General features: G+C 65.1%; 15 protein-coding genes. 6 read left to right on the top strand and 9 right to left on the bottom strand.

All coding sequences use genetic code 11. The features are described from left to right. Window positions 1-374 precede the first annotated feature (374 nt). From ACODSD_RS22035 to ACODSD_RS22020, 4 genes are all read right to left on the bottom strand, one after another. The gene (locus ACODSD_RS22035; RefSeq protein ID WP_488878334.1) at window positions 375-1589 is read right to left on the bottom strand and encodes an L-lactate MFS transporter; all 1215 of its coding nucleotides are present in this window, start codon (window positions 1587-1589) and stop codon (window positions 375-377) included. Window positions 1590-1985: 396 nt separating this feature from the next. Next, entirely contained in the window at window positions 1986-2714 is a 729-nt protein-coding gene (locus tag ACODSD_RS22030) for a LytR/AlgR family response regulator transcription factor (RefSeq protein WP_048410449.1), read from the bottom strand. Next, a complete protein-coding gene (locus tag ACODSD_RS22025) occupies window positions 2708-4378 on the bottom strand; it encodes a sensor histidine kinase (RefSeq protein ID WP_199225893.1) in 1671 nt (556 codons plus the stop codon). The genes ACODSD_RS22030 and ACODSD_RS22025 overlap by 7 nt, the downstream gene beginning before the upstream one ends. Window positions 4379-4482: 104 nt before the next feature. Then, window positions 4483-4995: a MarR family winged helix-turn-helix transcriptional regulator gene (locus ACODSD_RS22020; protein WP_231464600.1), complete on the bottom strand. Its 513-nt coding sequence runs from the start codon at window positions 4993-4995 to the stop codon at window positions 4483-4485. A gap of 129 nt (window positions 4996-5124) precedes the next feature. On the opposite strand from ACODSD_RS22020, the gene ACODSD_RS22015 reads away from it, so the two are divergent. Both ACODSD_RS22015 and ACODSD_RS22010 read left to right on the top strand, forming a co-directional pair. Next, window positions 5125-6027 carry an EamA family transporter gene (locus tag ACODSD_RS22015; protein ID WP_488878348.1) on the top strand — a complete coding sequence of 301 codons (903 nt, stop codon included), beginning with the start codon at window positions 5125-5127 and terminating at the stop codon, window positions 6025-6027. Between the two features lie 45 nt (window positions 6028-6072). After that, window positions 6073-6690 (top strand): nitroreductase family protein, encoded by a 618-nt coding sequence (locus tag ACODSD_RS22010; RefSeq protein WP_227107356.1) that lies wholly within the window; start codon window positions 6073-6075, stop codon window positions 6688-6690. A 119-nt stretch (window positions 6691-6809) separates the two neighbouring features. On the opposite strand, the gene ACODSD_RS22005 is transcribed toward ACODSD_RS22010, so the two are convergent. After that, a complete protein-coding gene (locus ACODSD_RS22005; protein WP_107799948.1) occupies window positions 6810-7208 on the bottom strand; it encodes a MerR family transcriptional regulator in 399 nt (132 codons plus the stop codon). 147 nt (window positions 7209-7355) lie between these two features. Between ACODSD_RS22005 and ACODSD_RS22000 the strand changes: the two genes are divergently transcribed. Further along, on the top strand, window positions 7356-9044 hold the full coding sequence (locus ACODSD_RS22000) for an AMP-binding protein (RefSeq protein WP_488878333.1): 1689 nt from the start codon (window positions 7356-7358) through the stop codon (window positions 9042-9044). 93 nt (window positions 9045-9137) lie between these two features. Continuing rightward, window positions 9138-9803 (top strand): UPF0149 family protein, encoded by a 666-nt coding sequence (locus tag ACODSD_RS21995; protein ID WP_488878332.1) that lies wholly within the window; start codon window positions 9138-9140, stop codon window positions 9801-9803. Between the two features lie 89 nt (window positions 9804-9892). Here ACODSD_RS21995 and ACODSD_RS21990 read toward each other — a convergent pair whose 3' ends face one another. The 4 genes from ACODSD_RS21990 to ACODSD_RS21975 form a co-directional block, all read right to left on the bottom strand. Beyond that, window positions 9893-10315 (bottom strand): hypothetical protein, encoded by a 423-nt coding sequence (locus ACODSD_RS21990; protein ID WP_146176674.1) that lies wholly within the window; start codon window positions 10313-10315, stop codon window positions 9893-9895. A 432-nt stretch (window positions 10316-10747) separates the two neighbouring features. Then, window positions 10748-11848 (bottom strand): N-ethylmaleimide reductase, encoded by a 1101-nt coding sequence (gene nemA / locus ACODSD_RS21985; RefSeq protein ID WP_107799944.1) that lies wholly within the window; start codon window positions 11846-11848, stop codon window positions 10748-10750. A 48-nt stretch (window positions 11849-11896) separates the two neighbouring features. Beyond that, window positions 11897-12637 carry an NADPH-dependent oxidoreductase gene (locus tag ACODSD_RS21980; RefSeq protein WP_107799943.1) on the bottom strand — a complete coding sequence of 247 codons (741 nt, stop codon included), beginning with the start codon at window positions 12635-12637 and terminating at the stop codon, window positions 11897-11899. A gap of 91 nt (window positions 12638-12728) precedes the next feature. After that, window positions 12729-13325 carry a TetR/AcrR family transcriptional regulator gene (locus ACODSD_RS21975; RefSeq protein WP_107799942.1) on the bottom strand — a complete coding sequence of 199 codons (597 nt, stop codon included), beginning with the start codon at window positions 13323-13325 and terminating at the stop codon, window positions 12729-12731. Window positions 13326-13670: 345 nt separating this feature from the next. Here ACODSD_RS21975 and ACODSD_RS21970 point away from each other — a divergent pair, with 345 nt between their 5' ends. Then, on the top strand, window positions 13671-14513 hold the full coding sequence (locus tag ACODSD_RS21970; RefSeq protein ID WP_488878331.1) for a ChaN family lipoprotein: 843 nt from the start codon (window positions 13671-13673) through the stop codon (window positions 14511-14513). Between the two features lie 91 nt (window positions 14514-14604). Beyond that, window positions 14605-14896, top strand: a 292-nt coding sequence (locus ACODSD_RS21965) for a hypothetical protein (protein ID WP_488878330.1), incomplete at its 3' end; no start/stop codon positions are given.

The raw sequence follows: 14896 nt of genomic DNA, 5'->3' as shown, positions 1-14896 counted from the left end.
ATGGTTAGCACGCACCTACCTTGCCAGAACTTAGCCCTTTAAAGGGCTGGCCAAGCAGGGATGGCAAGCTCGCTATATAACCAAAATGCACAACAATCCACGGTGCCAAAAAAAGTGCAAATGAGTGACAAATAGCGCGCCGCGTTACATTAGCGCGGTGCGAGTTCAGCCGCGCCTCGGGCCTGACGGGACCCGGCGGGAAGCCGCAGGCCAGGCTTGCAGGGCGGCCTTTGGGGTGAAGGGGAATTTGGCCGAGCAAATTCCCCTTCCTGCCCGCCGGGCAGCCCCGGCAATCAAAATCATCATCCGCGCAGCGGATTCAATCAAACAACAACGCCCCCAAAACGGGGGCGTTGCGGCGAGCGGCGCGGGAATCAGGCCTTGCCCAGGTGCGGCTCGGCTTCGAACTCCGCTTCCTTGCTGCTGCCCGGCTGACGGATGGTCAGCGAGAACAGCAGCGCGACGATCAACAGCGCCAGGATCAGGTGGAAGGTGGCCAGGAAGCCGCCGAACAGCGAAGCGACGATGGAGCCGACGATGCTGCCGATGCCGAAGCCCAGATAGATCACGCCGTAGTTCTTGGTCAGATTGTTGAGGCCGAAGAAATCGCTGACCAGCGACGGGTAGACGGTGATGGTGCCGCCGAAGCTGAAGGCGACGCAGGCGATGGCCAGGAAGAACAGGGTGGCGTTCAGGGGCACAAACAGCAGGGTCAGCATGCCGGCCAGCGCGGCAATCTGGGCGATGGTGATCACCCGGATGCGCGGCATCTTGTCGGAGAGAATGCCCAGCACCAGGCGGCCGGACAGATTGGCCACCGCGATCACCGCGACGGCGTTGGCGGCGGTCAGCGCCGGCAGGTGCACATAGCTTTCGCCAATGTCCTTGGCCACGCCGATCACGTACAGGCCGCTCATGCACACGGTCAGGAACATCAGCGCCAGCATCCAGTACTGCGGTTGGCGCATCGCCTCGGCCAGGGTGTAGTCATGGCTGGCGGTTTGTTGAGCGGCGGCTTGCTGCTGCGGCGCGTCGCGCATCAGCAGGCTGCCGGCCACCACCATGGCCATGGCGATCAGGCCCCACAGCTCAAAGGTGGTTTCCAGGCTGAAGCGGGCCAGCAGCGCCAGATTGATGTATTTGAAACCCAGGCTGCCCAGGCCGTAAGCGCCGATGGCGCAGGCGGATACCAGGCCCTTGCGCTCCGGAAACCATTTGACGCAGTTGGACAGCGTCAGCAGGTAGCCGGCGCCGTCGGCCAGGCCCACCAGCACGCCGGCGCACAGATAGAGCATGACCAGATTATTGGCTTGGGCGGTGAGGAAGAAGCCCAGGCCCAGCATCAGGCCGGCGCCCAGGGTGACGCGCTGCACGCCGAAGCGTTCTTGCAGTTTGCCGGCCAGCGAGGAGGCCACCGCCAGCGCCAGGCTGAGCAGGCCGAAGGCGAAAGCCACCTGGCTGACCGGCTCGGACAGCTTGGCGGAGAGTTGGGCGTTGAACAGGCTCCAGGTGTAGACGGAGCCTAGCGCGAATTGGGTGAGGACGGTGCCGGCCAGGGTACGGTAGCGGATGGTGTTTGAGGCGTTCATGGCGCTGCTCGCTTAAAGTCATTACTGTTGGTGTGACTATAAGCCTGTGCTTATGTAGGGGGCGCGGCGGCGGCATGAGATGCAGGCGGCGCGGAATGAAGTGCAGACGGCGGCGAACCAGTTGCAGGCCCTGAAAATGGCTCGAATGAGTGGATGGCATTTCCATTGCAAAGCCGGCTTGCCAATGGAATGTCTGGCCTTAGAGCCTGTTCAAAATCTCGCGAGCCAGAGCGAGACAAGGCGAAAACGGCTGAGAAAGCGGAGTGTACATAGGGTACATGAGCATTTCGAAGCCGGTTTCAACGCCGTATCGCCGCAGCGCAGCAGATTATGAACAGGTTCTTATTCAGGAGCCGGCTGGCAGCCGGTTTGATGCGCCGCGCGGGCGACCAACGCTCAAAGATGCATCAACTGCCGGAAGGCCTTGATATTGCTGCGGCTGACCGGAATCTCGGCTTTCAGGTCGTACAGCTTGATGATGTAGGTGCTGTTGAGCCAGGGCGCGATCTCGCGGATTTTGTGGATGTTGACGCAGTAGGAGCGGTGGCAGCGGAAGAAGCTGTCGGCCGGCAGGCGGGCGACGAACTCGCTGATGCTCATCGACATCACGTAGCGGTCGTGCGCGGTGTAGACCAGGGTGACTTTCTCGTCGGCCTCGGCGTAGTAGATCTGTTCGCAGGGGGTGACGATGATGCTGTCGCCCTTGACCAGGTTGACGGTGCGGCTGGCGGCCGGGGCTTCGGCCGGCGCGGCGGCGGCCGGCGGCGTCTGCGCTTCCAGCTTGGCCAGCAGATTGATGATGCGGGCCTCGTTGTAAGGCTTCAGGATGTAGTCGAAGGCCTCCACTTCAAACGCTTCCACCGCGAACTCCTTGTAGGCGGTGACGAAGACGATGCGCGGCGGCCGCGACGATTTGTGCAGGTTCTTGGCCAGCAGCAGGCCGTCTATCGACGGGATGTTGATGTCCAGGAACACCACGTCCACTTCGTGTTCCTGCAGGAATTTGAACGCTTCCAGCCCGTCTTCCACGCTGGCGACGATGTCGATGCGGCTGTGCTCGCGGATCAAATAGGCCAGCTCTTCGCGCGCCAGGTATTCGTCTTCCACGATCAGGGCTTTCAGCATGTCGGCTCCTCGGCGGCGGGCAGGTCGAAACAGACGGCGGTGCCGGGCTCCAGCCGGGTCAGCCGCAAGCCCTCGCCGTATAGCAGCTTGAGCCGCTGGTTGACGTTGCTCAGGCCGATGCTGCGGCTGGACAGCGTGCCGGCGGCCACGCCGTCCAGCACTTCCTGGCTGACGCCGTAGCCGGTGTCGCGCACGCAGACATGCACCTTGGCGCCGTCACGCTTGACCGCGATGCTGACCCGTCCCGGCTCCTTGCGCGGCTGGATGCCGTGCAGGATGGCGTTTTCCACCAGCGGCTGCAACAGCAGGCTGGGGATGCGCACGTGCACGTCGTCGATGTCGAAGTCCACCGTCAGCTTGGCGCCGAAGCGCGCCTGTTCTATCGCCACGTAGTCGCGCACTTGCTGCAGTTCTTCCTGGATGTCGATCAGCCGGTCGCCCAGCGACAGGTTGTAGCGCAGGTAGTCCGCCAGGTTGGCGATCAGCTGGCGCGCCTGCTGCGGCTGGATGCGGATCAGCGAGGAGATGGCGTTCAGGGCGTTGAACAGGAAGTGCGGGTTGATCTTGCTTTGCAGCGCGCTGAATTCCGCCTTGCGCGCCATTTCTTCCAGCTGTTTGACCCGCGACACTTCCATCTGGGTGGAGATCAGCTGGGACAGGCCCACCGCCACTTCGCGCAGCGGCGTGCTGATGCCGTGGCTCTTGCGGTAGAAGATTTTCAGCGTGCCGCTGACGCCGGCCTTTTCGCGCAGCGGGATGATGATCACCGAGTGGAAGTCCGCCAGGTGGTATTGCTGCAGATTGTTCTCGATGATGATCTGGTCGCCGGCAATGGCCTGGCGGGTGATGGCGCCGATGGCGGAGTGCTCGTCCATCTCGTAGTAGTCCTTGCCCAGGCCGACATAGGCCAGCACGTCCGAGGTGTTGGTGATGGCCACCGCGTCGGCGTCCAGCTGGTCCCGGATCACGGTGCAGACCTGGACCATGGCGTCGCGGTCCAGGTTCTGGAAATAGGGCAGGGTGCGGTTGGCGATGGTCAGCGCCAGCTTGGCCTGACGCGCGGCCAGCAGTTCTTTTTCGTCGTTCAGGTCTTGCACCAGCTTGATGATCAGGCCGACGCAGACGGTGCCGACAATCATCGGGAAGGCGATGTGGCTGACGATGGGCACGCCCACCGCCGGCTCGGTCAAGAGCAGGATCAGGCCCATGGTCAGCCCTTCGCACAGCATGCCGGCCAGGATGCCGTACAGCCACAGCCGCCCCCGGTCGGCGCGGCAGTGTATCCAGGTGGCCAGCAGGCCGGCGCAGACGCTGGAGATCAGGCAGGGCAGCGAGGTGTAGCCGTTGATGTCTATCAGGTAGCGGTGCAGGCCGGAGACGATGCCGGCCGGTATCCCCACCCAGGGGCCGAACAGGATGCCGCCGGACAGGATGGCGATGATGCGCACATTGACCAGGGAGCCGTCCACCGGAATGCCGGTATAGGTGCTGAACACGGCGAACAGGCAGAACAGCAGCGACACCGCCGCCAGTTCGGCCGGGCTGTGGTCCTGTTTGCGCAACAGGTGTTGAAACGGGCGGGTGCGGGTGAGGAAGAACAGCGCCATCAACATCAGCGCCGCCCGTTCGAACACCGCCAGCAGCATGGCTTGGTTTTCTATCATGGCGTCGGGAGTGGGGCGGCCGCGCCCGCTCGGGCCGGCCTCAAGCCCTGATTTTAAGCCATGCGGCGGGCTTTGGCCGCAGGCGGGCGCAGATTAGGCGGGCGTCATGACGCTGGAGGTTCCAAGGCCGCCAGCAACTCCGCCAGCTTGCGGTCCAGCGCGTCCTGGCTGCGCTGGTTGAGGCCGGACAGGATGGCGTGCTCGTTGGCCACGTGGGCGGTGACGGCGCGGTCTATCAGTTCCAGCCCGCTCTCGGTCAAGCGCACCAGGGTGCTGCGCGCGTCCTCGGCGCAGGCGGCGCGTTCGATCCAGCCCTTGCTTTCCAGCACTTTCAGCCGGTGGGTCATGGTGCCGGAGCTGATCATCAGCGAGGAGAACAGCGCGGTGGGCGCCAGGCTGTGCGGCGCGCCGGCGCGTCTGAGCGTGGCCAGCACGTCGAACTCCCAGCCGCTGAGGCCGAATTGCTCGAAAGTGGCGTCCAGCCTGTGCTGCAGCAGCACGGAGCAGCGGCGCAGCCGGCCGATCAGGCCCATCGGCGCCACGTCCAGGTCCGGCCGTTCCCGGTGCCATTGCGCCAGGATGGCGTCCACGGCGTCGCCGGCGTTCTGTTGCGTCATGCGCATTCCTTTATCTTGAATTCAAGATTTTATTTGTCTTGAATTCAAGGCAATGTTATCTTGAATTCAAGTTAGTTTTCGATGCGATTATAAGCGATTGCGAAAGGAATGCCCATGTCTGCGCGCCTGATGGCCTCCCGTTGGAGCGATGTGTTGTTGACCGCGCTGGCTCCGGCGATCTGGGGCTCCACCTATATCGTCACCACCCAGCTGCTGCCGCCGGACCGGCCGTTCACCGCCGCCTTGCTGCGGGTGTTGCCGGCCGGCTTGTTGTTGATCCTGGCCAGCCGCCACCTGCCGCGGCGCGGCGAGTGGGGCCGTCTGCTGGTCTTGTCCGCCTTGAACATCGGCGTGTTCCAGGCGCTGTTGTTCGTGGCCGCCTATCGCTTGCCGGGCGGCCTGGCCGCGGTGCTGGGCGCCACCCAGCCGCTGCTGGTGATGGGCCTGGCCTGGGGGCTGGACGGCCGCCGCCCGGCGCGGACGGCCGCCTGGGCCGGCGTCGCCGGGGTGGCGGGCATGGCGGCCTTGCTGTTGTCGCCGGGCGCGGTCTGGGATGGCATCGGCATGTTGGCGGCGCTGGGCGGCGCGGCGGCGATGGCCAGCGGCACTTATCTGACCCGGCGCTGGCGGCCGAGCGCGCCGCTCGCCGCCTTGACCGGCTGGCAACTGGCCCTGGGCGGGCTGATGCTGGCGCCGCTGGCCTGGGCGCTGGACCCGGCCTTGCCGGCGCTGGGCGCGACGCAGTGGCTGGGTTACGGCTATCTCTGCCTGTTCGGCGCCTTGCTAGCCTATTTATTGTGGTTTCGCGGGCTGACGCGGCTGCCGTCGGTGGCGGTGTCCTCGCTGGGCCTGCTCAGCCCGCTGACGGCGGTGCTGTTGGGCTGGCTGTTGCTGGGGCAGGCCTTGGGACCCTTGCAGCTGGCCGGCCTGGCCACGGTGCTGGCCAGCGTGCTGGCGGTGCAGCGCAGCATGGCCGCGCCGCCGCCGGCGGACAAGCAGATCATGGCCGGCGCGGCGCGCGCGCGGTCTTGAGCGGTAATGGAATCAATCAGCAGCAATCAAATAAGGAGTCTGTTCATGAAGAGCGCTTTGCAAACCTTGTTGGACCAGCGCGTGTCGGCCAATCACTTCGATCCGTCCCATGTGTTGGCGGACGCGGAGATCGAGCAGTTGCTGAACGCCGCCACCCGCGCGCCGTCGGCCTACCATTTGCAGAACTGGAAGTTCGTCGCGGTGCGCAGCGCCGAGGCCAAGCGCCGTTTGCAGGCGGCCAGCTACGGCCAGCAAAAAGTGGCGGACGCGGCGGTGACCTTCATCTGCTGCGGCACGCTGAACGCGCATCGCGGGCTGGAGGCGTCGCTGCGGCCGGCGGTGGACGCCGGCATTCTGCCGCCGGAGGTCGGCGACAGCTGGCTGCGCGCGGCGGAGAACGCCCACCGGGACGACGCGCGCGCGCAGCGCGACGAGGCGATCCGTTCCGCCTCATTGGCGACGATGGTCTTGCTGCTGGCGGCGGAGGAGCGCGGCCTGGCCAGTTGCGCGATGGGCGGTTTCGACGCGGCCGCGGTGGCGCGGGAGTTTGGCCTGGGCGCGGACGAGTTGCCGGTGATGCTGGTGACGGTGGGGCGGGCGGCGGCCGGCAATTGGCCGCAGAAGCCGCGTCGGCCGGTGGCCGAGGTGATGGTGTGGGCTTGATGGCCTGCTTGATCGTGAACTGGTTTTGAGAGCCAGCTCAATGTCCGCGTGGTGCATGAGCATTTTGAGCTCGGTTCCAACGCGGTATCGTCGACGCGCAGCAGATCGTAAACAGGTTCTCAGGCGCTGCGCGCGGCCGGCGGCTGCGCCAGCACCGTGCGGCAGTGGCTTTCCAGGCGGGTGATTTCTTCCAGCACCGCGTCGATGTCTCGGCGCTGTTCTTCCAGCAGGCGGCGGCGTTCCAGCACCAGGTCCAGCAGTTTTTGCGACTGGCTGGCCTCGTCGTGGGCCTGCTCGTACAGGTCCAGGATTTCGCGGATGTCGGACAAGGACAGGCCGATGCGCTTGCCGCGCAGGATCAGCTTGAGCCGGGCGCGGTCGCGGCGGTTGAACACCCGCTGGCGGCCGTCGCGCTGCGGTTCTATCAGGCCCTGTTCCTCGTAGAAGCGGATGGTGCGCAGGGTGACGTCGAAGTCGCGCGCCAGGTCGGAGATGCTGAAGAATTCGGGTTCGGTCATGGTGTGTTCCAAGGCAAGCGGCGATTGTAGCTTTTTTTTAACGCGTTCTCAGCCCTAGCATGATTTACGTTTACGTAATCGTCAACTTGTGGGATGAATGAAAAAAACAAAAGCGATGCGTACCGTCCACCAGGAGAGAGAGATTCGATGACCTTGCCCAGCTATGTCCACGGCGCCAGCCCGCAAGCCTTGATCGGCCAGACCATAGGCCAGTTGTTCGACCAGACCTGCCGCGAGCACGGCCGCCGCGAAGCGCTGGTGGTGCGCCATCAGCAGATACGCTGGAGTTACGAGGAATTGCGCGAGCAGGTGGACCGGCTGGCCTGCGGCCTGATCCGGCTGGGACTCAAGCCCGGCGACCGCATCGGCATCTGGTCGCAGAACAACGCGGAATGGGTGTTGACTCAGTTCGCCACCGCCAAGGCCGGCCTGATCATGGTCAACATCAATCCGGCCTATCGCCGCTCCGAGCTGGAATACGCGCTGAGCAAGGTGGGCTGCCGCGCATTGATTCTGTCGCCCAGCTTCAAGAGCAGCGACTACCTGGCGATGGCGGCGGATCTGCTGCCGGAGCTGGCCGGCAGCGAGCCGGGCCGGCTCAAGTCCGCCGCCATGCCGCAGCTGGAAATCGTCATCCGTCTGGGGCAGCAGCGCACGCCGGGCATGTTCAATTTCGCCGATCTGATGGCCGCGCCGTCGGCCGAGGAGAAAGCCGGGTTGCAGCGCTTGGGCGAGACGCTGCAGTTCGACGACGTGATCAATATCCAGTTCACCTCTGGCACCACCGGCAGCCCCAAGGGCGCCACCCTGACCCATCACAACATCCTGAACAACGCTTACTTCGCCGGCGCGGCGATGGCTTTCGGCCCGGACGACCGGCTATGCATCCCGGTGCCGCTTTATCATTGCTTCGGCATGGTGCTGGGCACCTTGCTGTGCCTGAGCCACGGCGCGGCCATGGTGTTTCCGGCGGAGAGCTTCGACGCGCAGGAGGTGTTGCGCACGGTGCAGGAGGAGGGCTGCACCGGCCTGCACGGGGTGCCGACGATGTTCATCTCGGTGCTGGATCGGCCGGATTTTTCCGATTACGACGTGTCCACGCTGCGCACCGGCATCATGGCCGGCAGCCCGTGTCCGATCGAGGTGATGAAGCGGGTGACCAGCCAGCTCAATATGAGCCAGGTGACCATAGGCTACGGCATGACCGAGACCAGTCCGCTGAGCTTCCAGAGCGCCACCGACACGCCGCTGGACAAGCGCGTGGCCACGGTGGGGCGCATCCATCCGCACGTGGAGGTGAAGATCGTGGACGTGGAAGGCCGCATCACGCCGCGCGGCCAGAGCGGCGAGTTGTGCACGCGCGGTTATTCGGTGATGCCCGGCTATTGGGGCGACCCGGCCAAGACCGCGGAGGCGATAGACGCCGCCGGCTGGATGCGCACCGGCGATCTGGCGGAGATGGACGCGGACGGCTACGTCAACATCGTCGGCCGGGTCAAGGACATGGTGATCCGCGGCGGCGAGAACATCTATCCGCGCGAGGTGGAGGAGTTTCTCTACCGCCATCCCAAGATTCAGGACGTGCAGGTGATCGGGGTGCCGGACGAGCGCTTCGGCGAGGAGTTGTGCGCGTGGATCCGGCTGCGCGACGGCGAGAGCGCCGACGCCGACGATATCCGTGCTTTTTGCCAGGGGCAGATCGCGCATTACAAGATTCCGCGTTACATCGAATTCGTCGATAGTTTCCCGATGACCATCACCGGCAAGATTCAGAAATTCGTCATGCGAGAGAAGATGAAGGAGAAGTTGGGTCTGGCGGACGGCAAAACCGCCTGACCCGTCTCAAACAATGGGAGCAAAAGCCCCGGCTTGCCGGGGCTTTTTGGCTTACAATGCCGCCAGACTGATCTTTAAGCTGAGGAATCCATCATGACTACCGTATTCAACGACGCCGATCTGCTGCGTCTGGAAAACCTGCTGACCCCCTTGTCCGCCAGCGGCAGCACCATGCGCCCGGACGAAGTGCAGGGCTTTTTCGCCGCGCTGGCGTGCGGTCCGGACGCGGTGGACGCCGATTTCTGGCTGGAAGAAGTGCTGGGCGACGCGCCGGCCTTTGAAAACGCGGACGACGCGGCGGAACTGAAAACCCTGCTGCAGAAGCTGTACGACGCCACCGCCGCCGCGCTGGCGACCGGCGACGAGCTGGACCTGATCCTGTACGCGGAAGACGACAGCGACGAGCCGGACTACTGGCCGTGGGCCAACGCCTTCCTCTACGCGCTGGACGTGGTGGACACCGATTGGTTCGAAGTGGCCGACGAGGACGAGGGCTTTGAAAGCCTGATGATGCCGATGCTGGTGTTGGGCGGCGCTTTCGAGCAGGAAGACGGCGAAGACCTGCTGACCTTCAGCGACGAAGAAGTGGAAGGCTACAAGGAAGAAATGCTGGAAGCGCTGGCCGCGGTCCACACCTACTGGCGCGCCAAGGAACAGGCGCCCAGCACCGTGCGCCGCGAAGGCGACAAAGTGGGCCGCAACGACGTCTGCCCGTGCGGCAGCGGCAAGAAGTACAAGGCCTGCTGCGGCCGCAACTGATTGTCCCGCGCGTTGCGCCGGGCGTTAAAAAAAGGAAGCCGGGAGGCTTCCTTTTTTCATGCCGGCGCGCTTGGCGCTTGCTGAAATTGTTAAGTACCGGCCGCGGCGGCGGGCTTTAGCGCGCGTTCCGCGGCCTCCCGGGCGTTGAGCCGGTCGATGTAATCGAATACGTCCAGCAGCGAGGTGGTCAGCGCCAGCACTTGCTCAAGCAGGCTGAAGAAGCCTTCCCAATAGCCTTTGGCGGCGCTGTCGTCGCTAAAGTCTATGTCCGCGGCGATTTGGGCGAGCAGGTTTCGCAGCCCGTCGTCGGGATTGTCCTGCAGATACTTGATGAAATGTCCTGCGAATTCGCGGCCCAGCAAATGCGCGGCGTGTTGGTCGTCTATGGGCGGAACTTGCCAGCAATGAACGCCGCGCCGGTTGGACGCGTTGGCTGCAAACGGCAATTCCGCGCGGGACGTCGGGTCCGGGTCTGGACGGTAATGGCGGCGGGATGGGGTTTTGATCGACATGATCACCTCCGTGTAGCGGTTTTTCATTGCCACCCCCACGGCCAAGCGGAGGTGGCAGACCGAACAGGGTTGGCCGACCGGACTACACGACTCCGGCACACCCGCTAAGGTGTCCCCACCCGGCCCGCCATTGTGAGCGCGCACGAGTGCAGCGATCCAAACGCAAAGCTCAAGCGCTTGTTCGCAGTGTAGTTCGCCGGACGGCCAAGTCCGGTGCCGCGAGGAACGGCACGGCAGCGATTGTGCACAGTTGCCCGCTGCCCGGTCAAGGCGCAGGCCGGGCGTTAAAAGCCCGTCAATGCTCGCTTACGCGGCCGGTATCGGCCGCGGGCGGAAAATAGCCGGCCGGCAAGCCCGGATGGGTGCGGCCATGAAAAAGCGGCGCGCTCCCATGGGGGAGGCGCGCCGCGTGCCTGGCGGTGAGCGGTGGGCTTAGCCGTTCAGCGCCGGGTAGTCGGTGTAACCGCGCGCGTCGCCGCCGTAGAAGGTGGCCAGGTCCGGCGGGTTCAGCGGCGCGCCGCTTTGCAGGCGCTCGGCCAGGTCCGGGTTGGCGATATAGCTGCGGCCGAAGGCGGCGGCGTCGATATAGCCTTGGCGGATCAGGGTTTCCGCCTTTTCCGCGGTGTAGGCGCCGGCGCCTATGATCACGCCCGGATAACGCTGGCGCAGCGCCTGGCGGAAGCCCTCGTCCAGCACCGGGCCGCCGGCCCAGTCCGGTTCCGAGATGTGCAGGAAGGCCAGTTTGCGCTTGGCCAGTTCCTCGGCCAGGTAGAGCGCCATCTCCAGTTGATCGGTATTGCTGATGCCGTTGAAAACGCCCAGCGGCGAGATGCGGATGCCCACGTGCTCGGCGTCCCATTCCGACACCACCGCGTCCACCACCTCCAGCAGGAAGCGCGCGCGATTGGCCACGCTGCCGCCGTATTCGTCGGTGCGGACATTGGCCTGCGGCGACAGGAACTGGTCCAGCAGATAGCCGTGGGCGCCGTGGATTTCCACCAGGTCGAAGCCGGCGCGGCGCGCGTTGTCGGTGGCGCGGCGATAGTCTTCCAGGATGTCGGCCAGTTCGGACACTTCCAGCGCGCGCGGGGTGTCGCACTGCTCGCGCACCAGGCTGCCGTCCGCGGCGCGGATATTGGTGCGGCTGTCGGCCTGGATCGCCGACGGCGCCACCGGCGCTTCGCCGTCCGGCTGCAAGGAGCGGTGGGAAATGCGGCCGGTGTGCCACAGTTGCAGCGCGGTCAGGCCGCCCTTGGCGTGCACCGCGGCGTTGACCTTGGTCCAGGCCGCCACTTGCGCTTCGCTGTAGATGCCCGGCGCGCCGGCGTAGCCCTTGGCGGTGGGGGAGATGTGGGTGCCTTCCGCCACGATCAGGCCGGCGCCGGCGCGCTGGGCGTAATAGGTTTCCGCCAGCGCGGTGGGCACGTCGCCCGGCTCGGTGTTGCGCAGCCGGGTCAGCGGCGCCATCGCCACGCGGTTTTTCAGGGTCACGGCGCCTACGCGCAGCGGGGTGAACAGTTTGTCGGCTTGCATTGCGATGTCCTTGGCTCTATTTAAGCGGGGAAAAGTGGGCGGGCGCGATCACAGATCGAAACCGAAACCCTGTTTGCGCGCCACCGGCGCGACCTGCGGGAAATACACGTTGCGGTAATACTGCGCGGTGTTGGCGGACCAGGGCTGGCCGTCGGCGCGCTGAATGCTCTTCCAGTAATCCATGATGGACGCGTCGTACTGCGCGATCATAGCCGGCAGTTCCGCCGCCTGGTAGCGTTCGCGGTGCACAAAGCTGGCGCGCGGCAGCCGCGGCTTGACCGCGCTGTCCTGATCGGCGTAGCCCAGCACCACGCCCACCAGCGGGAAGGTCAGTTCCGGCAGCTCCAGCAGTTCCACCATGGCTTGCGGGTCGCGGCGGATGCCGCCGATGGGCACCACGCTCAGGCCGGCGGAACGGGCCGCGGTCATGAGGTTGCCCAGCGCGATGCCGGCGTCCACCGCGCCGACGGCGAAGGCTTCCACGCTGTTGTGGATCACTTGCTCGGCGCCGGCTTTTTCCACGCCGATCCGGGTTTTGTAGAAGTCGGGAACAATGGCGACGAAGACCGGCGCCTGGGCGATCCACGGCTGGCCGCCGGCGATTTCGGCGATTTTTTGGCGACGCTCCGCGTCCTGCACCACCACCAGCGACACCTGCTGGCCGTTGATGGAGGTGGGACCTTTCCAGGCGGCGTCCAGCACCGCGTCCAGCACCTCGGCGGGAATGGGTTTGTCCTGGTAGCTGCGCACGCTGCGGTGCTCTTGCATTAGTTCCAGTGTCGAGTTCATGCTTGGGACTCCTTCAAGTAGACCAGTCGTCTAGTTTTAATGTCAAAATAACCCGCTCCGGGGAGCGGGGGAGGGCGCGGCCTCGCCTTGGCTAGGGCGCGCGCAGAATTTGTTGCGTATGCGCCATCGCCGCCAACAGCGGCGCGCGCGAATGTTGAGTCTTGAACAGCAGCGCGCTGCCCACCCACAGGCTGTACAGCGCGCTGGCGGTCTCGTCCGGCAGCAGGTCCGCGTCCAGAGAGCCTTCCTGCTGGCCGCGGCGGATGCAGGCTGCCAGATTGCGCACCACGAAACCCATGCCTTCCGCCAGCGCCTCGCGCATCGGCTCGGACAGGTCGGAGACCTCGGCGGCCAGCTTCACCGCCAGGCAACAGCGCTGCGGCTGATCGCAACGGTGGGTTTCCAGCCAGCCGTCGAAATAATGCAGCAGGCAATCGCGGGCGCTGCCGGCGTCCTTGGACAGAAAGCTCACCAGTCTGCCGTCGTATTTCTCAAAATAACGACGCAGCAGTTCCACGCCATAGCCTTCCTTGCTGCGGAAGTAATGGTAGAACGAACCCTTGGGCACCCCGGCCGCGCCGAGGATTTCCGCCAGGCCCACGGCGGAGAAGCTCTTGCCGAGGATGATGGCTTCGCCGGTGGCCAGCAGGTGTTCGCGAGTGTCTGAAAACTGGTTGGGACGTGACATGGGCTGAAGTCTACTAGACCGGTCGTCTAGTTTCAAGAAATTTTTCAATCCCTGGGAGAGGCGCGCGCTGGCGACAAGGGCGAGGCCGGCGAATCAGGCGGGCGAGGAATGCTTTTAGCATGGTAAATATTGATAATAAGAATCAATTGCAACTACAATGCCGGGTTTTACGCTAAGCGCCTGTTCATGATCCCGCGAGCAAGAGCGAGACAAGGCGAAAACGAGCGAAAAGCGGAAGGTACGCGTGGCACTGAGTATTTTGAGCGGGTGCTCACCGTGCAACGCTGCACGAAGCGCAGCAGATTTTTGAACAGGTTCTAAGCCGACGATGCGAGAGGAAACCCTATGAAGTCAATCTGGAAGCTGCTGGCCATCGTCCTGCTGAGCGGCTGCGCGGCCCTGTCTCAGGAGGCCGAACCGGCCGGGGACCCGCCCGGCCGCATTGTGGACCTGCGCAGCGGCGAAGTTTTGCAGCCGGCGCAATTGCTGCAGCGGCTGGCCGCGGCGCCGCGGCTGCTGGTGGGGGAAAAGCACGACAACCGCGAGCACCACCGCATCGAACGCTGGCTGGCGACGGAATTGGCGGCGCGGCGGCCGCAGGGCAGCGTGCTGCTGGAAATGCTGACCCCGTCGCAGCAGGCCAAGGTGGAACAGGCGCAGGCCCGGCTGCGCGCCGGCCAGCCGCTGTCCGGCGCCGCGCTCGCCCAGGCGGTGGATTGGCTGCCGGGCTGGCCGTGGCCCTTGTACGGCAAACTGGCCGAGCATGTGATGCGCGCGCCTTATCCGGTGCTGGCGGCCAATCTGGACAGGAACGAGATGCAGGCGGTGTACCGCAGCCAGGTGCAATTGCCGGGCCAGGCGTCCACGCGGCCTGAGGTGCGCGCCAAGCTGAGCGAACTGATCCGCGAGGAGCACGGCGGGGAGGTCAAGGCCGAGCACCTGGCCTCGATGCTGGCGGTGCAGCAGGCGCGGGACCGGCGCATGGCCGAGCGGCTGCTGGCGGCGCCGGCGCCGGCGCTGTTGATCGCCGGCGCTTATCACGCCGCCGCCGACATCGGCGTGCCGCTGCATGTGCGCGATTTGCAGCCGCAAACGCCGTTGCGGGTGCTGATCCTGGCGGAAGAGGGCATGAAGCTGGACGCGCGCCAGGGCGATTACGCCTGGTTCGCGGCGCCGGCCCGGCCTTGAGCGCGGTTGCGCTGCGCTTATATATTGATAATGATTCTCATTACGTATAACATTCTCAACTCGAACAAATAAAACTTCGCTTGGATTTCCGATGATGAACACCATGAAACGAGCGGCGACAGGCTGCGCGCTGGCAGGCGCGTGCTGGCCGCTGACGGCGCTGGCGGAAGCCGGCGCGGCCATGCCGGCCGACCTGAGCGCGCTGGGCATGTACCGCGCGGCAGACCCGGTCGTGAAGACCGTGATCCTGGGCCTGCTGCTGGCGGCGCTGGCCTGCTGGGTGGTGCTGCTGGTCAAGGGCGCGGCGCTGTGGCGCGCCGACCGCGCCACGGGCCGCGCGCTCAGCCTGCTGGGCGAGGCCGCCACGCTGAGCGAGGCCCGCG

This window comes from Chromobacterium sp. FG22 (assembly GCF_057809415.1).
The sequence above is the reverse complement of the archived record's forward strand: the minus strand, read 5'-3'. Positions and strand labels throughout refer to the sequence as shown.

What these genes read in the sequence shown, in the direction of transcription:
- ACODSD_RS22000 (WP_488878333.1), top strand. Translation starts at nt 7,356, where the DNA reads ATGACCTTGCCCAGCTATGTCCACGGCGCCAGCCCGCAAGCCTTGATC.
- nemA (WP_107799944.1), bottom strand. Translation starts at nt 11,848, where the DNA reads ATGCAAGCCGACAAACTGTTCACCCCGCTGCGCGTAGGCGCCGTGACC.
- ACODSD_RS22035 (WP_488878334.1), bottom strand. Translation starts at nt 1,589, where the DNA reads ATGAACGCCTCAAACACCATCCGCTACCGTACCCTGGCCGGCACCGTC.
- ACODSD_RS21980 (WP_107799943.1), bottom strand. Translation starts at nt 12,637, where the DNA reads ATGAACTCGACACTGGAACTAATGCAAGAGCACCGCAGCGTGCGCAGC.
- ACODSD_RS22005 (WP_107799948.1), bottom strand. Translation starts at nt 7,208, where the DNA reads ATGACCGAACCCGAATTCTTCAGCATCTCCGACCTGGCGCGCGACTTC.
- ACODSD_RS21995 (WP_488878332.1), top strand. Translation starts at nt 9,138, where the DNA reads ATGACTACCGTATTCAACGACGCCGATCTGCTGCGTCTGGAAAACCTG.
- ACODSD_RS22030 (WP_048410449.1), bottom strand. Translation starts at nt 2,714, where the DNA reads ATGCTGAAAGCCCTGATCGTGGAAGACGAATACCTGGCGCGCGAAGAG.
- ACODSD_RS21975 (WP_107799942.1), bottom strand. Translation starts at nt 13,325, where the DNA reads ATGTCACGTCCCAACCAGTTTTCAGACACTCGCGAACACCTGCTGGCC.
- ACODSD_RS22025 (WP_199225893.1), bottom strand. Translation starts at nt 4,378, where the DNA reads ATGATAGAAAACCAAGCCATGCTGCTGGCGGTGTTCGAACGGGCGGCG.
- ACODSD_RS22010 (WP_227107356.1), top strand. Translation starts at nt 6,073, where the DNA reads ATGAAGAGCGCTTTGCAAACCTTGTTGGACCAGCGCGTGTCGGCCAAT.
- ACODSD_RS22020 (WP_231464600.1), bottom strand. Translation starts at nt 4,995, where the DNA reads ATGACGCAACAGAACGCCGGCGACGCCGTGGACGCCATCCTGGCGCAA.
- ACODSD_RS21970 (WP_488878331.1), top strand. Translation starts at nt 13,671, where the DNA reads ATGAAGTCAATCTGGAAGCTGCTGGCCATCGTCCTGCTGAGCGGCTGC.
- ACODSD_RS21990 (WP_146176674.1), bottom strand. Translation starts at nt 10,315, where the DNA reads ATGTCGATCAAAACCCCATCCCGCCGCCATTACCGTCCAGACCCGGAC.
- ACODSD_RS22015 (WP_488878348.1), top strand. Translation starts at nt 5,125, where the DNA reads ATGGCCTCCCGTTGGAGCGATGTGTTGTTGACCGCGCTGGCTCCGGCG.